Annotated in this window: 14 protein-coding genes; 11 read left to right on the top strand and 3 right to left on the bottom strand. The window is 68.4% G+C overall.

Going from position 1 to position 16,336, the window contains the following annotated elements:
- The first annotated feature begins 116 nt into the window (after positions 1 to 116).
- The 4 genes from hemE to lnt are packed head-to-tail and all read left to right on the top strand — an operon-like array spanning position 117 to position 4,955.
- Entirely contained in the window at positions 117 to 1,184 is a 1,068-nt protein-coding gene (hemE, locus tag YM304_RS04690) for a uroporphyrinogen decarboxylase (RefSeq protein WP_015440496.1), read from the top strand.
- A gap of 13 nt (positions 1,185 to 1,197) precedes the next feature.
- Positions 1,198 to 2,571, top strand: a complete 1,374-nt coding sequence (locus YM304_RS04685; RefSeq protein ID WP_015440495.1) for a protoporphyrinogen/coproporphyrinogen oxidase — start codon at positions 1,198 to 1,200, stop codon at positions 2,569 to 2,571.
- Between the two features lie 7 nt (positions 2,572 to 2,578).
- Positions 2,579 to 3,358, top strand: coding sequence for a class E sortase (locus YM304_RS21995; RefSeq protein WP_015440494.1), 780 nt, complete (start codon positions 2,579 to 2,581; stop codon positions 3,356 to 3,358).
- 10 nt (positions 3,359 to 3,368) lie between these two features.
- A complete protein-coding gene (gene lnt / locus YM304_RS04675; protein WP_015440493.1) occupies positions 3,369 to 4,955 on the top strand; it encodes an apolipoprotein N-acyltransferase in 1,587 nt (528 codons plus the stop codon).
- Positions 4,956 to 5,011: 56 nt separating this feature from the next.
- Here lnt and dtd read toward each other — a convergent pair whose 3' ends face one another.
- Positions 5,012 to 5,467 (bottom strand): D-aminoacyl-tRNA deacylase, encoded by a 456-nt coding sequence (gene dtd / locus YM304_RS04670; RefSeq protein ID WP_041298015.1) that lies wholly within the window; start codon positions 5,465 to 5,467, stop codon positions 5,012 to 5,014.
- Between the two features lie 49 nt (positions 5,468 to 5,516).
- Between dtd and YM304_RS21990 the strand changes: the two genes are divergently transcribed.
- Both YM304_RS21990 and YM304_RS04660 read left to right on the top strand, forming a co-directional pair.
- A complete protein-coding gene (locus YM304_RS21990; protein ID WP_015440491.1) occupies positions 5,517 to 6,425 on the top strand; it encodes an aldose epimerase family protein in 909 nt (302 codons plus the stop codon).
- 98 nt (positions 6,426 to 6,523) lie between these two features.
- Positions 6,524 to 8,485, top strand: coding sequence for a sigma-70 family RNA polymerase sigma factor (locus tag YM304_RS04660; protein ID WP_015440490.1), 1,962 nt, complete (start codon positions 6,524 to 6,526; stop codon positions 8,483 to 8,485).
- Between the two features lie 97 nt (positions 8,486 to 8,582).
- On the opposite strand, the gene YM304_RS21985 is transcribed toward YM304_RS04660, so the two are convergent.
- Positions 8,583 to 9,470: a transposase gene (locus tag YM304_RS21985; protein WP_015440489.1), complete on the bottom strand. Its 888-nt coding sequence runs from the start codon at positions 9,468 to 9,470 to the stop codon at positions 8,583 to 8,585.
- A 140-nt stretch (positions 9,471 to 9,610) separates the two neighbouring features.
- Here YM304_RS21985 and YM304_RS04650 point away from each other — a divergent pair, with 140 nt between their 5' ends.
- The 5 genes from YM304_RS04650 to YM304_RS04630 all read left to right on the top strand — a co-directional run bounded on the left by YM304_RS04650 (position 9,611) and on the right by YM304_RS04630 (position 15,581).
- A complete protein-coding gene (locus YM304_RS04650) occupies positions 9,611 to 10,918 on the top strand; it encodes a glycosyltransferase family 4 protein (RefSeq protein WP_015440488.1) in 1,308 nt (435 codons plus the stop codon).
- A gap of 13 nt (positions 10,919 to 10,931) precedes the next feature.
- Positions 10,932 to 11,678: a class I SAM-dependent methyltransferase gene (locus YM304_RS04645; protein WP_015440487.1), complete on the top strand. Its 747-nt coding sequence runs from the start codon at positions 10,932 to 10,934 to the stop codon at positions 11,676 to 11,678.
- Positions 11,675 to 12,709 carry a glycoside hydrolase family 15 protein gene (locus YM304_RS04640; protein WP_015440486.1) on the top strand — a complete coding sequence of 345 codons (1,035 nt, stop codon included), beginning with the start codon at positions 11,675 to 11,677 and terminating at the stop codon, positions 12,707 to 12,709. The genes YM304_RS04645 and YM304_RS04640 overlap by 4 nt, the downstream gene beginning before the upstream one ends.
- A gap of 113 nt (positions 12,710 to 12,822) precedes the next feature.
- Positions 12,823 to 13,383, top strand: coding sequence for an RNA polymerase sigma factor (locus tag YM304_RS04635; protein WP_015440485.1), 561 nt, complete (start codon positions 12,823 to 12,825; stop codon positions 13,381 to 13,383).
- Positions 13,380 to 15,581, top strand: coding sequence for a hypothetical protein (locus YM304_RS04630; RefSeq protein ID WP_015440484.1), 2,202 nt, complete (start codon positions 13,380 to 13,382; stop codon positions 15,579 to 15,581). The genes YM304_RS04635 and YM304_RS04630 overlap by 4 nt, the downstream gene beginning before the upstream one ends.
- On the opposite strand, the gene YM304_RS04625 is transcribed toward YM304_RS04630, so the two are convergent.
- Entirely contained in the window at positions 15,574 to 16,272 is a 699-nt protein-coding gene (locus YM304_RS04625) for a GNAT family N-acetyltransferase (RefSeq protein WP_015440483.1), read from the bottom strand. The genes YM304_RS04630 and YM304_RS04625 overlap by 8 nt on opposite strands.
- Positions 16,273 to 16,336 lie beyond the last annotated feature (64 nt).

The raw sequence follows: 16,336 nt of genomic DNA, 5'->3' as shown, positions 1-16,336 counted from the left end.
CGCTGATCTCACCTGCGTCACACCGGTCGCGAGTGCGTGCGGCCGACCCGGGGTCGTGCGTCGGAACCACGTGCGGCCGACCCGGGGTCGGAGGCTCGCCGATAGCGTCATCGCCGATGTCTGACGCTGTAGACGTGCCCTTCCTCGACGCGGCCCACGGTCGCAGCGGGCGTCACACCCCGGTGTGGTTCATGCGCCAAGCCGGACGCTCGCTCCCCGAGTACAAGTCGGTGCGCGGCGAAGGCTCGATCCTCCACGCCATCAAGCAGCCGGACGTGGCGGCCGAGATCACGCTCCAACCGGTGCGCCGCTACGGCGTCGACGCGGCGGTGCTCTACTCCGACATCGTGGTGCCGCCGCACGCGGTCGGTTTCGGCATCGACGTCGCCCCCGGCACCGGACCCGTCGCCGACGTGCCGTTCCGTTCGCGAGCCGACCTCGATCGCCTCCGTCCGCTCGAAGTCGACGACGTGAGCTACGTGGTCGACACGGTGAAGCTGCTCGCCGCCGAACTCCCTGCCGACGTGCCGCTCCTCGCCTTCGCCGGCGCACCGTTCACCGTGGGCAGCTACCTGATCGAAGGGCGGCCGAGCAAGGACTATCGCTACACCAAGGCGATGATGTACGACGACGAGTCGCTGTTCAACGACGTGATGGACCGCCTGGCCACCTCGGCGATCACCTTCATCAGCGCGCAACTCTCGGCGGGCGCCCGCGCCTTCCAGTTGTTCGACTCGTGGACCGGATCGCTGAGCAAGCGTGACTACGAGCACTTCGTGAAGCCGCACTCGACTCGCGTGTTCGCCGAGTTGCACGAACGCCACCCCGACGCCGCGTACATCCACTTCGGCATCGGTTGCGACCACCTGCTCGAGTCGATGTACGACGCGATGCCGGCCGATGGTCGGCGCGTGCTCGGTCTCGACTGGCGCACGCCGATCGACGAGGCGCGCAGCCGACTCGGCGACGACCTCGTCGTGCAGGGCAACCTCGATCCGGCGCTCGTCCTCGCCGGCGAGTCCGCTGCGGTGCGCGGCGCCGAGCAAGTGCTCGCCGACAATCGACGAGCCGACGGATCACAGCATCCTGGCCACATCTTCAACCTGGGCCACGGCGTCAACCAGCACAGCGACCCGGGCGTGCTGCAAGCCGTCGTCGACCTCGTCCACGAGCGCACCTCCTAGCCCGCGCCCAGCCATGACCGATCAGCGAGCAGGACGCGTCGCCGTCATCGGTGGCGGCATCACCGGTGCGGCCGCTGCCTTCGAGGCCGCCTCGTCGGCCGAGTCGGTCACCCTGTTCGAAGCCGATGATCGTGTCGGCGGCAAGATGGCCTCCACACCGTTCGCCGGTGTCGCCCATGTCGATGCCGCAGCCGACGCGTTCCTCGCCCGGGTGCCCGATGCCGTCGCGTTGGCCGCCGAGGTCGGGATCGGCGACGAACTCGTCCACCCCGAGAAGGTCGGCGCCGCGGTCTGGTACGACCGCATGCACGACATCCCCGACGGTTTGGTGCTCGGCGTGCCGGGCAACCCGTTCGCGCTCGCCCGCAGCGGCCTGCTCACCTGGCGCGGCAAGGCCCGCGCCGCACTCGAACCGTTCCTGCCGCGCACCTCGCTCGCTCCCGACAGCATCGGCGCGTTCGTGCGGGCCCGCTTCGGTGACGAGGTCCACGAACGCCTCGTCGACGCGTTGGTCGGCAGCATCTACGCGGCCGACACCGACCGGTTCAGCCTCGCCGAGATCCCGCAACTCGCCGCGCTGAGTTCGCATCGGAGCTTGCTGCTCGGCGCTCGCAAGATCGCTGCGAAGAACGCCGGCACCGCGTCGGCCACGGCCGCACCGATCTTCGCCGCGCCCGCCGGTGGCATGCCCCGACTGACCGACGCCACCGTCGAGGCCGCTCGCCAACGCGGGGCCGACGTCCGCCTCGGAGCATCGGTGACCGCTGAGCCCGACGACTCTCGGTGGCGGGTGGCCGGCGACGTGTTCGACGCCGTGGTGATCGCCGCCCCGCCCCGCACGCTGGTGAGCACGCTGCCCGGCGCCGATCTGGGAGCAGCGATCGAGTCCGCGTCGGCCGACGTGGTGATGGTGACCCTGCACGTCGACGACGGCGAGTGGCCCGAACGGTTCACCGGCCGCAGCGGCTACCTGGTGCCCAAGCCAGTGCAGCGCGACGTGACCGCCGTGTCGTTCGGTTCGCAGAAGTGGGCGCACTGGACGCCGCCGTCGGGTGGGCAGGTCCTCCGCGTGTCGGTCGGGCGTGACGGCGCTCCGGTGCTGCACCTCTCCGACGACGAGATCGTCGAACGAGTGCTCGCCGACCTCGACCGCCACCTCGGCGTGGCGTTCAGCCCACTCGAAGTCCGCATCACCCGGTGGCCCGGAGCCTTCGCCCAGTACCGGCCGCACCACCGGGCACGGGTCGACGATCTGCGCAGCCATCTGCCCGACGGGATCTTCGTGGCCGGCGCCGGGTACGACGGCATCGGCATTCCGGCGTGCATCCGCAGCGGGAGAACAAATGCGGAACACGCGGTCCGCCACGCACGAACTCTGGCATCATGAGTTGCGGATGAAGGGCCTGCGCACACGCACCGAGTCGACGGAGTCCGAGGGGTCTCGTCGCCGCGCGCTCATGATCGGCGCGCCCGTTGCGGTCGTGGCGCTCGCCATCGGCGGCGTCGTGTTCGCAATGCAATCCGACGGCGACTCGATCAAGACGGCCGAGGCGTCCGATCTCACCACGACCACTGTCGCCACCACGACCACCGAGGCGTCCGCCGAGGTGTTCAGCGAGGCCGAGGTCACCACACAGCCGGCCCCGACCACCACTCCCACCACGTCCACGACCTCCACCACGTCGACGACGACCACCACCTCCACGACCGTGCCGCCGAGCACGTTGCCCGAGCAGCCCGACGTTCCGATCGCTCCGCCCGCCGATCCGCGCGGCTACGAAGACCAGATCCAACTCGGTGGCATCTCGATCCCGAAGCTCGGGGTCGACGAACCGTTGCTCGAAGGCATCCGACTCACCACGCTCGACAACGGCCCGGGCCACTGGCCCGGCACGGCGATGCCCGGCGAGGTCGGCAACGTCGTGGTCGCTGCCCACCGGACGAGCCACGGCGGCCCGTTCCGCCACATCGACACGCTGGTCGCCGGCGACGTGGTCAACTTCACGGTCGATGGCGAAGTCATCGAGTACACGGTGACCGGCACGCAGATCGTCAACCCCGACGCGATCTGGATCGTCGACCCGACCGACACGCCGACCGCGACGCTGTTCGCCTGCCATCCGCCCGGATCGGTCGCGCAGCGCATCGTCGTCAACCTCGCGCTTTCGGAGTAGAACACTGCGGGTGTCAACACCCACCGACGATGTCGAGGCCGCGCCCGAGAGCGCTCCGAGCGACGACACCGTCGTTGCTCCGCCACTCGTCGATCGGATCGCGGCGCCGGCGCTCGCGCTCGGCTCGGGTGCCCTGGTCGCGCTGTCGCTGCCGCCGTGGGGGTTCTGGCCGCTGGCCCTCGTCGGCATCGCCCTGTTCGGCCTCGTCCTCGACGGGTGCGCCACCGCCAAGCAACGCCGACGCCGCGGTTGGCTCTTCGGCGCCGGGTGGATGTACCTCGGCATGGGGTGGATGGTGCAGCTCACCCTCCCCGGCTATCTCGCCGCCGCGGCCATCTTCGCCGCCCTGCACGGTCTGGCCGCGTGGGTCGCTCCGACCGGCCGCTGGGCCTCGATCGGCCGCCCCGCCGCGCACACCCTCGTCGAAGCGCTGCGGTTCTCGTTCCCGTTCGGCGGCGTGCCGCTCGCATCGCTCGGCATCTCGCAGGTGTCGGGCCCGTTGGCCACCGTCGCCCGCGTCGGCGGCGTCATCCTGCTCAGCTGGGTCACGTTCCAGATCGGTTTCGCCGCGTCCCGCCCCGATCTCCTTCGGCGCCGATCACCGCAGGCCCTCGCCGGTGCGGTCGCGGCCGTGGCGGTCGTGCTCGTGTCGTTCGTGGCACCGACGGGATCCCCGACCGGTGAGACCCTCCGCGTTGCCGCCGTTCAGGGCGGCGGCGAGCAGGGCACGCGAGCGCTCGACGTGCCGTCGATCGAGGTGACGCAACGACACCTCGAGGCGACCGCCACGATCGAACCCGACCCCGAACTCGATCTCGTCTTCTGGCCCGAGAACACGATGGACGTCATCCGCTTCGAAGGCTCCGAGATCGCTGCGCTGGTCACCGCCGAGGCCGCCCGCCTCGACGTGCCGATCTCGGTCGGGCTGACCGAAGACGTGGTCCTCGACGACGGCAGCCGCCGCTTCACCAACGCGCAGGTGATCGTCACACCCGACGGCGAGATCACGAGCCGATACGACAAGGTCCGCCGCGTGCCCTTCGGCGAGTACGTGCCGCTCCGGGGCGTGATCGAGAAGCTCAGCTCGGCGGTCGACCAGATCGGCGATGCCGTCGCCGGCACCACGCCCGCCTACCTCGATCTTCCGGGTGGCGAACGGCTGGCGACCGTGATCTCGTGGGAGGTGTTCTTCGGTGGGCGCGCTCGCGAAGGTGTGGCGCTCGGAGCGCAGGCGATCCTGAACCCGACCAACGGTGCGAGCTACACGGGCACGATCGTGCAGACACAGCAGGTCGCATCGAGTCGATTGCGGGCGATCGAGACCGGCCGCTGGGTGGTGCAGGCAGCGCCGACCGGCTTCACGGCGTTCGTGTCACCCGACGGCGACGTGGTCGAGCGCAGCAGCCAGCGCGAGCAGACGGTGATCGTCCGCGACATCGAGTTGCGCTCGGGCAACACGTGGTACGTCTCGCTCGGCGACCGCCCGTTCATCGCCGCACTGCTCATCGCGTTCGCCGCCGCGGTCTCGATGTCGATCAAGCGGCGCTCCAGCAGCTCCGCGTCCGAGACCGAGTCCGAGCTGGTCGCCGAGGGCTGACCGTTGACGCCTTGCGTCGGCTGCTGGCTTGCGGTCGCCCGCTCGCAGCCGCTCGCTCAGGTCTCGAGCATCAGGGTGATCGGGCCGTCGTTGACCAACTCGACCTGCATCTCGGTGCGGAACCTGCCGGTGGCCACATCGGCGCCTGCGGCACGCAACTGCTCCACCACACGCTCGACCAACGGCTCGGCGTGCTCCGGGCGAGCGGCGTCGACCCAACTCGGGCGGCGCCCCTTCTCGGTGTTGCCGTACAGCGTGAACTGACTCACCACGAGCACCTGCGCGCCCACGTCGGCAGCACCGAGGTTCATCACGCCGTCGGCATCGTCGAAGATCCGCAGTCCCCAGATCTTCGCGGCGAGCTTGTCGGCCTGCGCGGTGGTGTCGTCGTGGGTCACGCCGACGAACGCACACAGGCCGTGCCCGATCGATCCGGCCAACTCGAATTCGTCGTCAGCGCTCGCGCGGCTCGTGACCGACGCCCGTTCCACTCGTTGCACCAGTGCACGCATGCCGACAGTGTGCCGCAGCTTCGGCCGCTCGTTCCCTACAGTTCCGACGATGACCGACGACGTCCTCCTGCTCACGGCCACCGACGGGGCGACGAGCGTGACCGCCGAGATCGACCTCGCGTGCGGCGGACGGGTGCGGCAGGTCACCATCGAGCGAGGCGGCGAATCGGTCGATCTGTTGGCGGCCAGCGGCGACGTCGGGCAGGCGACGGCGACGTCGTGGGGATCGTTCCCGATGGCGCCGTGGGCCGGTCGGCTCCGCCACGGACGGTTCGAGTTCGAGGGACGGACGATCAGCATCGACCTCAACCACGAAGACGGCACGACGACCGGCGGCGGCCGCGTCGATCCGCCGGTCCCGGCGCTCGACCGCTCGCCCGACCCCGGATCGTCCGCCTGGCGGCAACATGCGATCCACGGCACGACGTTCCAACGTCCGTGGTCGGTCGCCGATGTCGGCGACGACCGGTGCGCGCTGCACTGCCCCATCGACCAGGTGGGCGGTTGGCCGTTTCCTGGCACGGCGCGCCAGTCGATTCGGCTCCGGCCCGACGGCATGGAGTTCACGCTGTCGGTCGAGGCTGCGGCCGACACGTCGTTCCCAGCGGCGATCGGCTGGCACCCGTGGTTCGTGAAGCCGGAGACGCTCGACGTGTCGCCGACGGCGATGTACGTCCTCGACGAGATCGGCCTCCCGACGGGCGAACTGCGTGACCCGACACCCGGTCCGTGGGACGACTGTTTCCGCAATTCGGCTCCCGTCCGACTCGTCTACCGACGGGAGATCGCGCCCGTCGTCACCGTCACCTCCGACTGCGATCATCTCGTCGTGTACGACCGCCCGGAACACGCCACCTGCGTCGAGCCACAGTCCGGCCCGCCCGATGCTCCGAACGTCGATCCGAATGTCGTCTTCACCGGCTCACCGCTGATGCGTACGATGGGTTGGTCGTGGTGACGATTTCCTGACCACGAACTGACGAGAACTCCTCGTCGAAAACCGCGAGAACGTCATCCCCGCCTGCTCTGGACAGGTGAGGAGATGACCCATGGTCCATGACAACCACCGACACCGACGCCCAACTGGTCGCCAGCCATCTGGCCGGCGACCCGAGCGCGCTCGCTGGGATCTACGACCGATATGCCGATTCGCTGCACGACACGGCGGCGGCGATGCTCAACGACCGCCACGAGTCGGCCGATGTGCTGCAAGACGTCATCCTCATCGCTGCCGAACGACTCGGCCAGCTGCGCGATCCCGAGCGACTGAAGCCCTGGCTGTTCGCGATCCTGCGCAACGAGGTGTATCGGCGCACGAAGAAGCGGAAACGCACGATCGCGACCGACTTCTCTGGGGCGGACGACGGATACGACATGGCTGACGATCGCCACCTCGACGTCGACGAGGAAGTCATCGAAGACACCGCTGGCGAGGATCTCGCCGAACTCGTTCGCGGTGCCGCGCGCGGGCTCGACGAGCGCGACCAACTCGTGCTCGAACTCTCGGTGCGCCAGGGGCTCGAAGGTCAAGACCTGGCGGACGCGCTGGGCGTGAGCGCGAATCAGAGCTACACGCTCGTGCACCGCATGCGCGAGCGCGTCGAGCGGAGTCTGTCGGCGTTCGTCGTCGCCAAGGCCGGCCGCAAGGACTGCGACGATCTCGACAAGCTGCTCGCCAAGTGGGACGGCGAGTTCACCGTGCTCATCCGCAAGCGCGTCGCTCGACACATCGACAACTGCGAGGTCTGCGACACGCACCGCGGCAAGGTCGCACCGCTCGCCCTGTTCGCCGGCGCGCCGGTGCTCGCCGCTCCGGTCTCGCTCCGCGACCGCATTCTCGAGGCGGCCGCCGTGCAGGCAGCGGCCCCGTCCACGCCGTACGGCTTCACCGCCGACGGCGGCTTCCCGCAGGTCGTGCGCATGGGTCGCAAGGTCGCCGCGTGGGTGGCACCGACGGCCGCTGCGTCGCTCGTTCTCGTCGTCGCGTCGTTGAGCTTCTTCTGGCTCAATCAGACGGGCGAGTCCGACTCGTTGCGAGGCGCCACGATCGACACCACCACGACGCTCGCTCCCGAGACCACCACGACCGATCTGGCCGTCGCTCCGTCGTCGTCTTCGTCGTCGACCAGTTCGACGACCAGCACGACCGGGCCGACGACCACCACGACGACCGTCCCCGACACGACGACGACCACCGCCGTCACCACGACCGTTGCCCCCACCACGGTCGCTCCAGCCGTCACGCAAGCCCCGCCTCCGCCTCCTCCGCCGCCGCCGGCGACCGTTGCGCCGACGCCGACGTCACCACCCGCCACCTCACCGCCGACGACGCTCCCGCCGGCCACCACCACGACCACGACCACCACGACGACCACCACCGAACCCGCGGCTCCGGGCCAACTGAGCCTCTCGGGTGGCCTGATCAACCTGGGATCCAACTCGAACTCCGGGTCGGTCACCGTGTCGAACACCGGTGGTCAGCCGATCAGCTACACCGTCACCGGCGCCACGGCCCCCTTCACCGTGTCACCCACCTCGGGAACGCTGAGCCCCGGTGAAACCCAGCAGATCGTCGCTTCCATCGACCGGTCGGGGCTCCCCGAGGGGCAGACCCAGTTCCGCAACGTGCAGGTGTCGGGCGGTGGCCAGTCGCTCCCGCTCGACCTGCAGGCATCGGTCGAGCGTCCGCCGACGCTGTCGGCGAGCACGCCGGCCGTGTTCTCTTCGGGCCCGTTCGGCGCCGGGTGCGTGCTCTATTTCTCCGGGCTCGCCGACATCTCCGACGAGTCCCCGCCGATCAGCGCCACGTTCGCCGTGTCGGGCGGGCCGCTCGGCCAGTCGGGTTCGACCGCGTTGGCCCCGCCGACCAGCGTCGGCCCGTGGTCGGGCACGATCCAGATCGGTTACGTGTCGAGCTCGGAGGTGAACGGCACGTGGAGTTGGTCGGTCAGCGCCACCGACTCCCGTGGCAACACCTCCTCCACCGGCGGCTCCGTCAACGTCTCCGTCACCTGCTGAACCTGATTACGCAGCTCCCGGAGCGATGTAACCAACTCGCCCCAAACCTGGTTACGCAGCTCCCGGAGCGTCGTAACCAACTCGCCCCCGAACCTGGTTACGCGGCTCCCGGAGCGTCGTAACCAACTTGGCCGGAAAGCTGGCGAAGAACTCGCTCGCGAAACTGGCGGAACGACGGGTCGACAGCGAGCCGGGCTCGTCCGCGCGCTGCGGCGTTGCGCACCGTCTGACTCGAGGAGAATCCGACCACCTCCGCCACGAATGCGGCCGATGCGACACGCAATTCGAGCGCCAGCACGGCAACGAGCGATCGGGGATCGTTCCGGCAACCGCGGCGGACGGCTCGTAGCGACTCGGGCTCGATTCCGGCGCAAGCGGCAACCGCGTTGCAGACGTCGTCGATGGTCGCCGGGCGAAGCGGTGGCCGCGCTCCGCTGTACTGGGCATCGGTCGGATGGGCGCGCTGCACGAAGTCGAGGTACGCGGCGCGATCGCCCAGGAAGGGAGCGAGCAGCGCGCCGGTCGTGAGCCAGTCGGGTGTGGGTCTCGACCCGAGATACGCAGGAAGGCTGGAGTATCGGTACGACGGCAGAGCCCGCACTCCGACGATGTCGATCGGGTTGCGGTGGACATAGCGGCCCTCGACCATCAGCATGTTGGAGTCGACGATCGGCACCGCATTGAACCGACTGTCGCAGAGCGGCCCGGATCGATCCGTCGTGTCATTGAAGTACAACGCGTACTCCTTGCCGAGGAAGTACATCGCTTCGCTCAGTCGTTTCCCGACCGCCTGCAGGATCAGGTGGTAGTGGTTCGTCATGAGCGCGTAGGCGTGAACCAGGACGCCACGTTCGGCGACCATTTCTGCGAGCAGGAGTTCGAACCATCGCTGGTCGCGATCGGATACGAAGATGTCTTGTCGATCGGCGCCCCTGTTGAACACATGGAACACCTCAGAGGAGTCGAGCCCAGAACGTCGTGGCATCGCTCCATCATCCAGCCGAACCCGAAAAACCCGGCAGGCCGTGCAAAGTTGATTACATCGCTCCCGGAGCGATGTAATCAACTTGGGTGGGGGTGAGTCTCACTTACCGGTTGGTAACTGGTGGCTGTAACATCGTTCCAATGGCATCGAATGGATCGGGAAGCGTGTTGGATCCGGATGCGCCGCTGAAAATCGCCTACCTGACGTATCGCGGCAAGCCGCACGTCGGCGGCCAGGGTGTGTACACGCGGCACCTCACCAAGGCGCTCGCCGACCTCGGCCACACCGTCGAGGTCTTCGGCGGCCAGCCCTACCCCGTACTCGACGAGCGGGTCGAGCTGCACAAGTTGCCGAGCCTCGACACGTTCAACGACCACTTCCCCGGCCGGCTCCCCGGCTACTGGGAGATCAACGACCGCTACGACCTGCTCGAGATGGCGCAGTTCCTCACCGGCACCTTCCCCGAGCCACTCGCCTTCTCGGCCCGCGCCGCCAACGAGTTGAAGAAGCGCACCCACGACTTCGACCTCGTCCACGACAACCAGTGCCTGGGCAAGGGCATCTTGAAGATCGAGGAGCAGATCCCGACGATCGTCACGCTGCACCACCCGATCACCAAAGACCGCGAACTCGAGATGAGCCACGCGAAGTCGCGGTACAAGCGCTGGTCGGTGGGCCGCTGGTACTCGTTCGTCAAGATGCAGGGCAAGGTCGCGTCGAAGATGCCCCGCATCGTCGTGGTGAGTCAGAACTCGATCGACGACATCCACAAGGACATGGGGGTGAGCCGCGACCGCATGCGCCTCGTGCCCGTCGGCGTCGACCCCGATCTGTTCCGCCCGCTCGACAACGTCGAACGCAAGCCCGGCCGCCTCATCACCACCGCGTCGGCCGACGTGGCGCTCAAGGGCCTGTCGTACCTGCTCGAGGCGATGGCGAAGCTGCGCACCGAGCGTGACGTCACCCTCACCATCATCGGCAAGCCCAAGCCCGGCAAGTCGATGCGCCTCATCGAGGAGTTGGGCCTGAAGGAGCACATCGAGTTCGTGTCGGGCGTGCCCGACGAGCGAATCGTCGAGCTGTACTCCGAGGCTGAGCTGGCCGTCGTGCCGAGTCTGTACGAAGGGTTCAGCCTCCCGGCGATCGAGGCGATGTGCTCGGGAACCCCGCTCGTCGCCACCGACGGCGGCGCCCTCCCCGAAGTCACCGGCGTCGACGGCGAGACCACGCTGCGCTGCCCGGCAGGCGATGCCGACGCACTCGCTGCGGCAATCGCACGCGGGCTCGACAGCAAGGAACTGCGCGACAAGATCGGCGAAGCCGGTCGCCAGCGCGTGCTCGACCGCTGGACGTGGAAGCGCTGCGCCGAGCTCACCGTCGATCAGTACCGCGAGGTGCTGGCCATGCCCGCCAACGTCGAGAAGCTCCGCCGCAACGGCCGGCTCTGACGGGGGACGACGCATGCTCACCATTCGTTTCGATCGCCTCGGCCTGCAGCCGGGCCACCGTGTCCTCGACGTCGGCGCCGGATTCGGTCGCCACGTGTTCGAGTGCGCTCGCCGAGGTGCCGACGTGGTCGCACTCGACTACGCCGAAGACGAGGTCGTCGAGACCCGCGCCACGCTCGGCGCCATGGTCGACGCCGGCGAGATCGACATCGAACGCTTCAAGGGCGTGCTGCGCGGCGACGCCACTCGCCTGCCGTTCGACGACGATTCGTTCGACATCGTCATCACCTCCGAAGTGCTCGAACACATCCAGGACGATGTGGCGGCGATCGCCGAGATGTTCCGGGTGCTCAAGCCGGGCGGCATGTTCGCTGCCACGGTGCCGGCGTGGGGCCCGGAGAAGATCAACTGGATGCTGTCGGACGAGTACCACGCACCCAAGAGCGTCGGCGGGCACGTGCGCATCTACTCCAAGACCGAGTTGAGCGCGAAGCTGCGGTCGGCCGGCCTCGACGTGCGCGGCACCCACCGGGCGCATGCACTGCACTCGCCGTACTGGTGGCTGAAGTGCGCCGTCGGCCCGCGCAACGACGATCACCCGTTGGTGGCGAAGTACCGCAAGTTCCTCGAGTGGGACATCGTCGAGCAGCCGACGTCGACCAAGATCGCCGAGAAGGTGCTCTCCCCCGCCCTCGGCAAGAGCATCGTGTTCTACGCCCACAAGCCGGCGAGCGCGTCGGCAGACAGCGCGGCTGCATGAGCGCGATCCCCGAACTCGAGGGTGTCATCACCGCCGACGAGCTCCGCACCACCGCCGAGCACCTGGCGTCGTTGCAACTCGATACGGGCATGATCCCCTGGTTCCCCGGCGGGCACTGCGACCCGTGGAACCACGTCGAGACGGCGATGGCGCTCGACGTGGCCGGGCTGCACACCGAGGCCGAGCGGGCCTACATCTGGCTGCAAGACACCCAGCGGGCCGACGGGAGTTGGCACGCCTACTACGCCAACGACGGCTCGGTCGAGGAGTCGAAGCTCGACACCAACGTGTGCGCGTACATCGCGACGGGCGTGTGGCATCACTGGCGCAGCACGTGGGATCGTGGATTCGCCGAGAACTTGTGGCCGACGGTGATGAAGGCGCTCGACTTCGTCCTGTCGCTGCGACGCGACGACGGGCTCGCGCTGTGGGCGATCGAGGCCAACGAGCGGCCGTGGAACTACGCCCTGCTCACCGGCACGGCGAGCATTCAGCACGCCCTGCGCTGTGGCGCGCAACTGGCCGAGGCGCTCAACGAGCCGCGTCCCGATTGGGTTCGTGCCGCCGACGAGATGGCGCTCGCCGTTCGCACCAAGCCCGAGTCGTTCGAACCGAAGACGCGCTGGGCGATGGACTGGTACTACCCCGTCCTGACCGGTGCGATGACCGGCGACGACGCGAAGAAGCGCATGGCGAGTGGCTGGGACACGTTCGTGATGGAAGGTCTCGGCATTCGTTGCGTCAGTGACGAGCCGTGGGTGACCGCGTCGGAAACGGCCGAGTGCGCGCTCGCGTTCGCGGCGATGGGCGACACGTCGACGGCCACCGATCTGCTCCAGTGGACGCGCACGCACCGTCGTGACGACGGGTCGTACTGGACCGGCATCGTGTACCCGGTCGAAGGCGGCAAGCACGATGCGCCGGTCCTCTTCCCGTTCGACGAGCACACGTCGTACACGGCAGCAGCCGTGGTGCTGGCGGTCGACGCCATCACTCGCACCACGCAGGCCAGCAACCTCTTCGTCGCCTGACCGGCCGGTCTCGCTGCCGCTCCGAGTCGGCGGGAACGGGCGGGCGAGCAGACCGTCCGCGTGGGAATGTGGTCGGCGATGGAACCGATTCGCGTCGTCAGGAGTTTCCTTCTGTGACTCAGGCGACCCCGTCGAACCTCGACAGCGAGGCACCTGCCCCCGACCGGGCGGCGCGCACCCACGCCGACCTCGACGTGACGCTCGACTTCGAGGAGTTCTATCGACGACAGCACGCTCGCGTGGAACGGGCGCTGACCCTGAGCCTCGGCAGTGTGGAGACGGGTCAAGACGCCGCCGCCGAAGGGTTCGCCCGGGCGTTGGCCCGGTGGGATCGTGTCTCAGGGTTCGCCAATCCGACCGGCTGGGTCTTTCGGGTCGGTGTCAACTGGGCACGATCGCGTCGACGCCGACGACGGCGCGAGGTGTCGCCCGACGAGTTCGCCCGGCTCGCGATCGACACAGCGTCGACCGACGACGTCCACACCGATCAGGCCGTCGTCGACGCGCTCGGACGGCTGAGCTTCGAGCACCGCGTGGTGGTCGTGGCCAGGTACTACCTCGACTGGTCGGAGGCCGACCTCGCGGCGGCACTCGACATCCCGACCGGAACGGTGAAGAGCCGGACCAGCCGTGCTCTGCAACAACTCTCGACGATCTTGGAGGACGACCAGTGACCGCAGAAGCGCAATCCCCCGACCCGGTCGAGTCGCCGCTCGCGACGTTCGGCCACGACCTGCAACGGCTGGCAGCGAAGCTTCCGGCGACCGACGACGTGGTCGGTCTCGCCGATGTCGAGCGGAGGCGACGGCGCCGGCAACGCCGCACGCAGGCCGGGCTCGCCCTCGCTGCCGCAGGTGTGATCGGCATCGTCGGCGTCGGCCTCACGCTCCGTTCCGACGACACGCCCTCCGACGATTTGATCGTCACGGCCACCCCACCCGTCTCGGCCGATGCGCCGGCGACGTCCGCCACGCCGATCCAGACCACCGATCCGACGACCACCGACCCGGCGACCGCCGTCCCGGCGGATCCCGAGGTGGGGGCCGGTGAGCCGATGGGGCAGCGGGTGCTCGATCCGGTCGACGTGGCGCTGATCGACGTCGAGCCGGTCGATGTGTCGGAGTTCGTGCCGACGATCGAGTTCGAGAGTCCGCCGGGCGTGCCCGCCGATTTCGACGTCGAGGTCGTCTGGGAGTTTCTGGTCGAATGGGACGGCGGCTTCCTCCTGGGACGCTCCGAGCAGGTTCCACCCGACGGCGTGGAGCTGAGCCCGAGCGAGGCCAACGAACTGCTCGGTGAGCAACTCGTCGACGCATTGTTCGCCGACGCGACCGCAACGAGTTCGACGGCCGTCGAAACTCTGAGAGATGCCGGACACGGCGACGAGATCGACGCCATCCTCGATGAGCATCCCGACGTGCTCGAGGCGTTCTTCTCGTTCGAATGGCCGTTCGGGTTGGACGCCTACTTCTCCCCCGACGGCACCGCGTGGGAACCGTTCGAGATCGACGTGCCATCCGACCTGGGCCGCCCTGTGCAGGTCACCGCGGCCGACGGTCGGATCGCCATCCTGACCATGCCGTTTCGCAACGCGCTCCCGCTCGTGGAGCCCATGACGGTCTGGAGCACGAGCGATCTCGGCGACTGGACCGCGCAGACCGTCCCCATCAGCGACCCGTTCGCCGATGCATCGACCGGGGCACGGCAGTACGTCTCCGCCTATGTGCAGGCCGACCAACTCATCGCCGGCGACGCCGGGTGGGGCGTCGAGACCACGACCCATTTCAACATCGACGTGCAGGCGGTGGTCGAGGAGCGCTTCGGCCAGACGCTCAGCGGGTATGGCCTTCGCATCGCCGATGGCCAGGCCCGCATCGACCTCGACCAACCCGGCCAGGAGGAGCAGCAGATCGTGATCGAGTTGGCCGATCTCGGCCTCGACGGCGAGCAGGCTGCGCTCCTGGAGCGCGACAACCTGCTCGAGGTGTGGACGGGCGATTGGGGCGATGCCGATGCCACTCGCTTCGATGAGTCGCTGTACTACTACGGCGGCATGGCGGCCTTCGATGGCGGTATCGCCACGTGGACGGCCACGCAGGTCACGGTCGTCGAACCTGGCTCGGGCGCCACGTCGACGCATCGTTTCCCCGACGCCGACTACTCGGTGTCGACGGTGATCGGCCTCGGCGACCAACTCGTCGTGTACTCGAACGACGCGAACAGCCTCACGGCGTTGTACCGGCTCGACCCGCAGCAATCGACGTGGACACCGCTGACGGTCGACCGACTGCCCGAGAAAATGACGGTCGGGCACGGTTCGAGCGAGTCGGTCCTCACGCTCACCAGCCGTTCGTTGCCGCCCACGCTGGCGACGACCGAGACGTTCGAGCAGGGCGACCACCGATACACGGCGGTGTACGCCCAGCCGTACAACAGCTACGAGGTGCGACGCATCTCGACCGGCGAAATCGTCGTCGAGGAATCGGTCGACGTGCGCGAGCCGGGCTTCAGCGAGGGGCAGCTGTTCGAGTTCCGCACGATGGGAAGCGACTTCGACACGATGACCGTCGTCGACCCGACCACCGGCGATCCGATCATCGAGATGGACGCCGACGACCTCGCCGCCATGTGGGAATCGCAGACCCAGCTCGACGGCAGCCCGATCCCGGAATGGACAGCCGACGACTTCTCGCCGCGCGACACCTGGCTGATGGTTCCGTCGGCCGATGCGTGGTTGCTGCACGACCTGCCCGAGCCGGCGCTCGACGACGACGGCAACCCTCGATACGCGCACGCTCCGGTGGCGGCGGTGAGCGGCGATGTGGTGCTCGTGCAGACCGTCGACGGCTGGCTCCGATTCGAGCTCAGCTGACGGGCATTGCGAGGCGGGTGCGCTGGACTCCCTCGTCGTCGAAGTTGGCTGGGTCGAGCCAGCGTTCGAACTCGGCGCGGATCGCCGGCCATTCGGTGTCGATGATCGAGAACCATGCGGTGTCGCGGGTGCGGCCCTTGTAGACGACGGCCTGGCGAAACAGGCCTTCGTAGGAGAAACCCAACCGCTTCGCTGCGGCGCGCGAGGGTTCGTTGAGGGCGTCGCACTTCCACTCGTAGCGGCGGTAGCCGCAGTCGAATGCTCGCTGCATCATCAGGAACATCGCTTCGGTCGCGAGCGGGGTGCGTTGCATCGAGCGGCCGAAGTGGACGTAGCCGACCTCCACCGATCCCCAGGCCGGCGTGATGCGCTGGTAGCTCGCGTTGCCGACGGCGCGGCCGGTCGAGCGGTCGATGATCGCGCACATGATCATGTCGATGCTCGCTTCGATGCGTTCCGCCCACGTTCGGGTGGCGTCGAGCGATTCGAGGGGTTCGTCGGGCAGGTAGGTCCAGTCCGATCCGTCGGGAGCGGCCGAGAACTCGGACCACAGATCGGCGGCGTGATCGGCGGCGCTGAAGCGGACGACGTCGCAGTACCGACCGATCATCGGGTCGACGGTCGGTGGCCCTGACGGCAGCGGCTGGGTGACCGGCGCACCGACCGGCTGTCCGTGTTCGTTGTGCGGCATGGGGTGATCTTGGCAGTTCACCGCACGCGCCGACGGGCGAGTTCGTGCGACACCTGACCGGGTG

The sequence above is a fragment of the Ilumatobacter coccineus YM16-304 genome (assembly GCF_000348785.1).
Taxonomy (GTDB): Bacteria; Actinomycetota; Acidimicrobiia; order Acidimicrobiales; family Ilumatobacteraceae; genus Ilumatobacter_A; species Ilumatobacter_A coccineus.
Note: the sequence above shows the minus strand (reverse complement) of the source record. Positions and strands in the feature narration are given on the sequence as shown.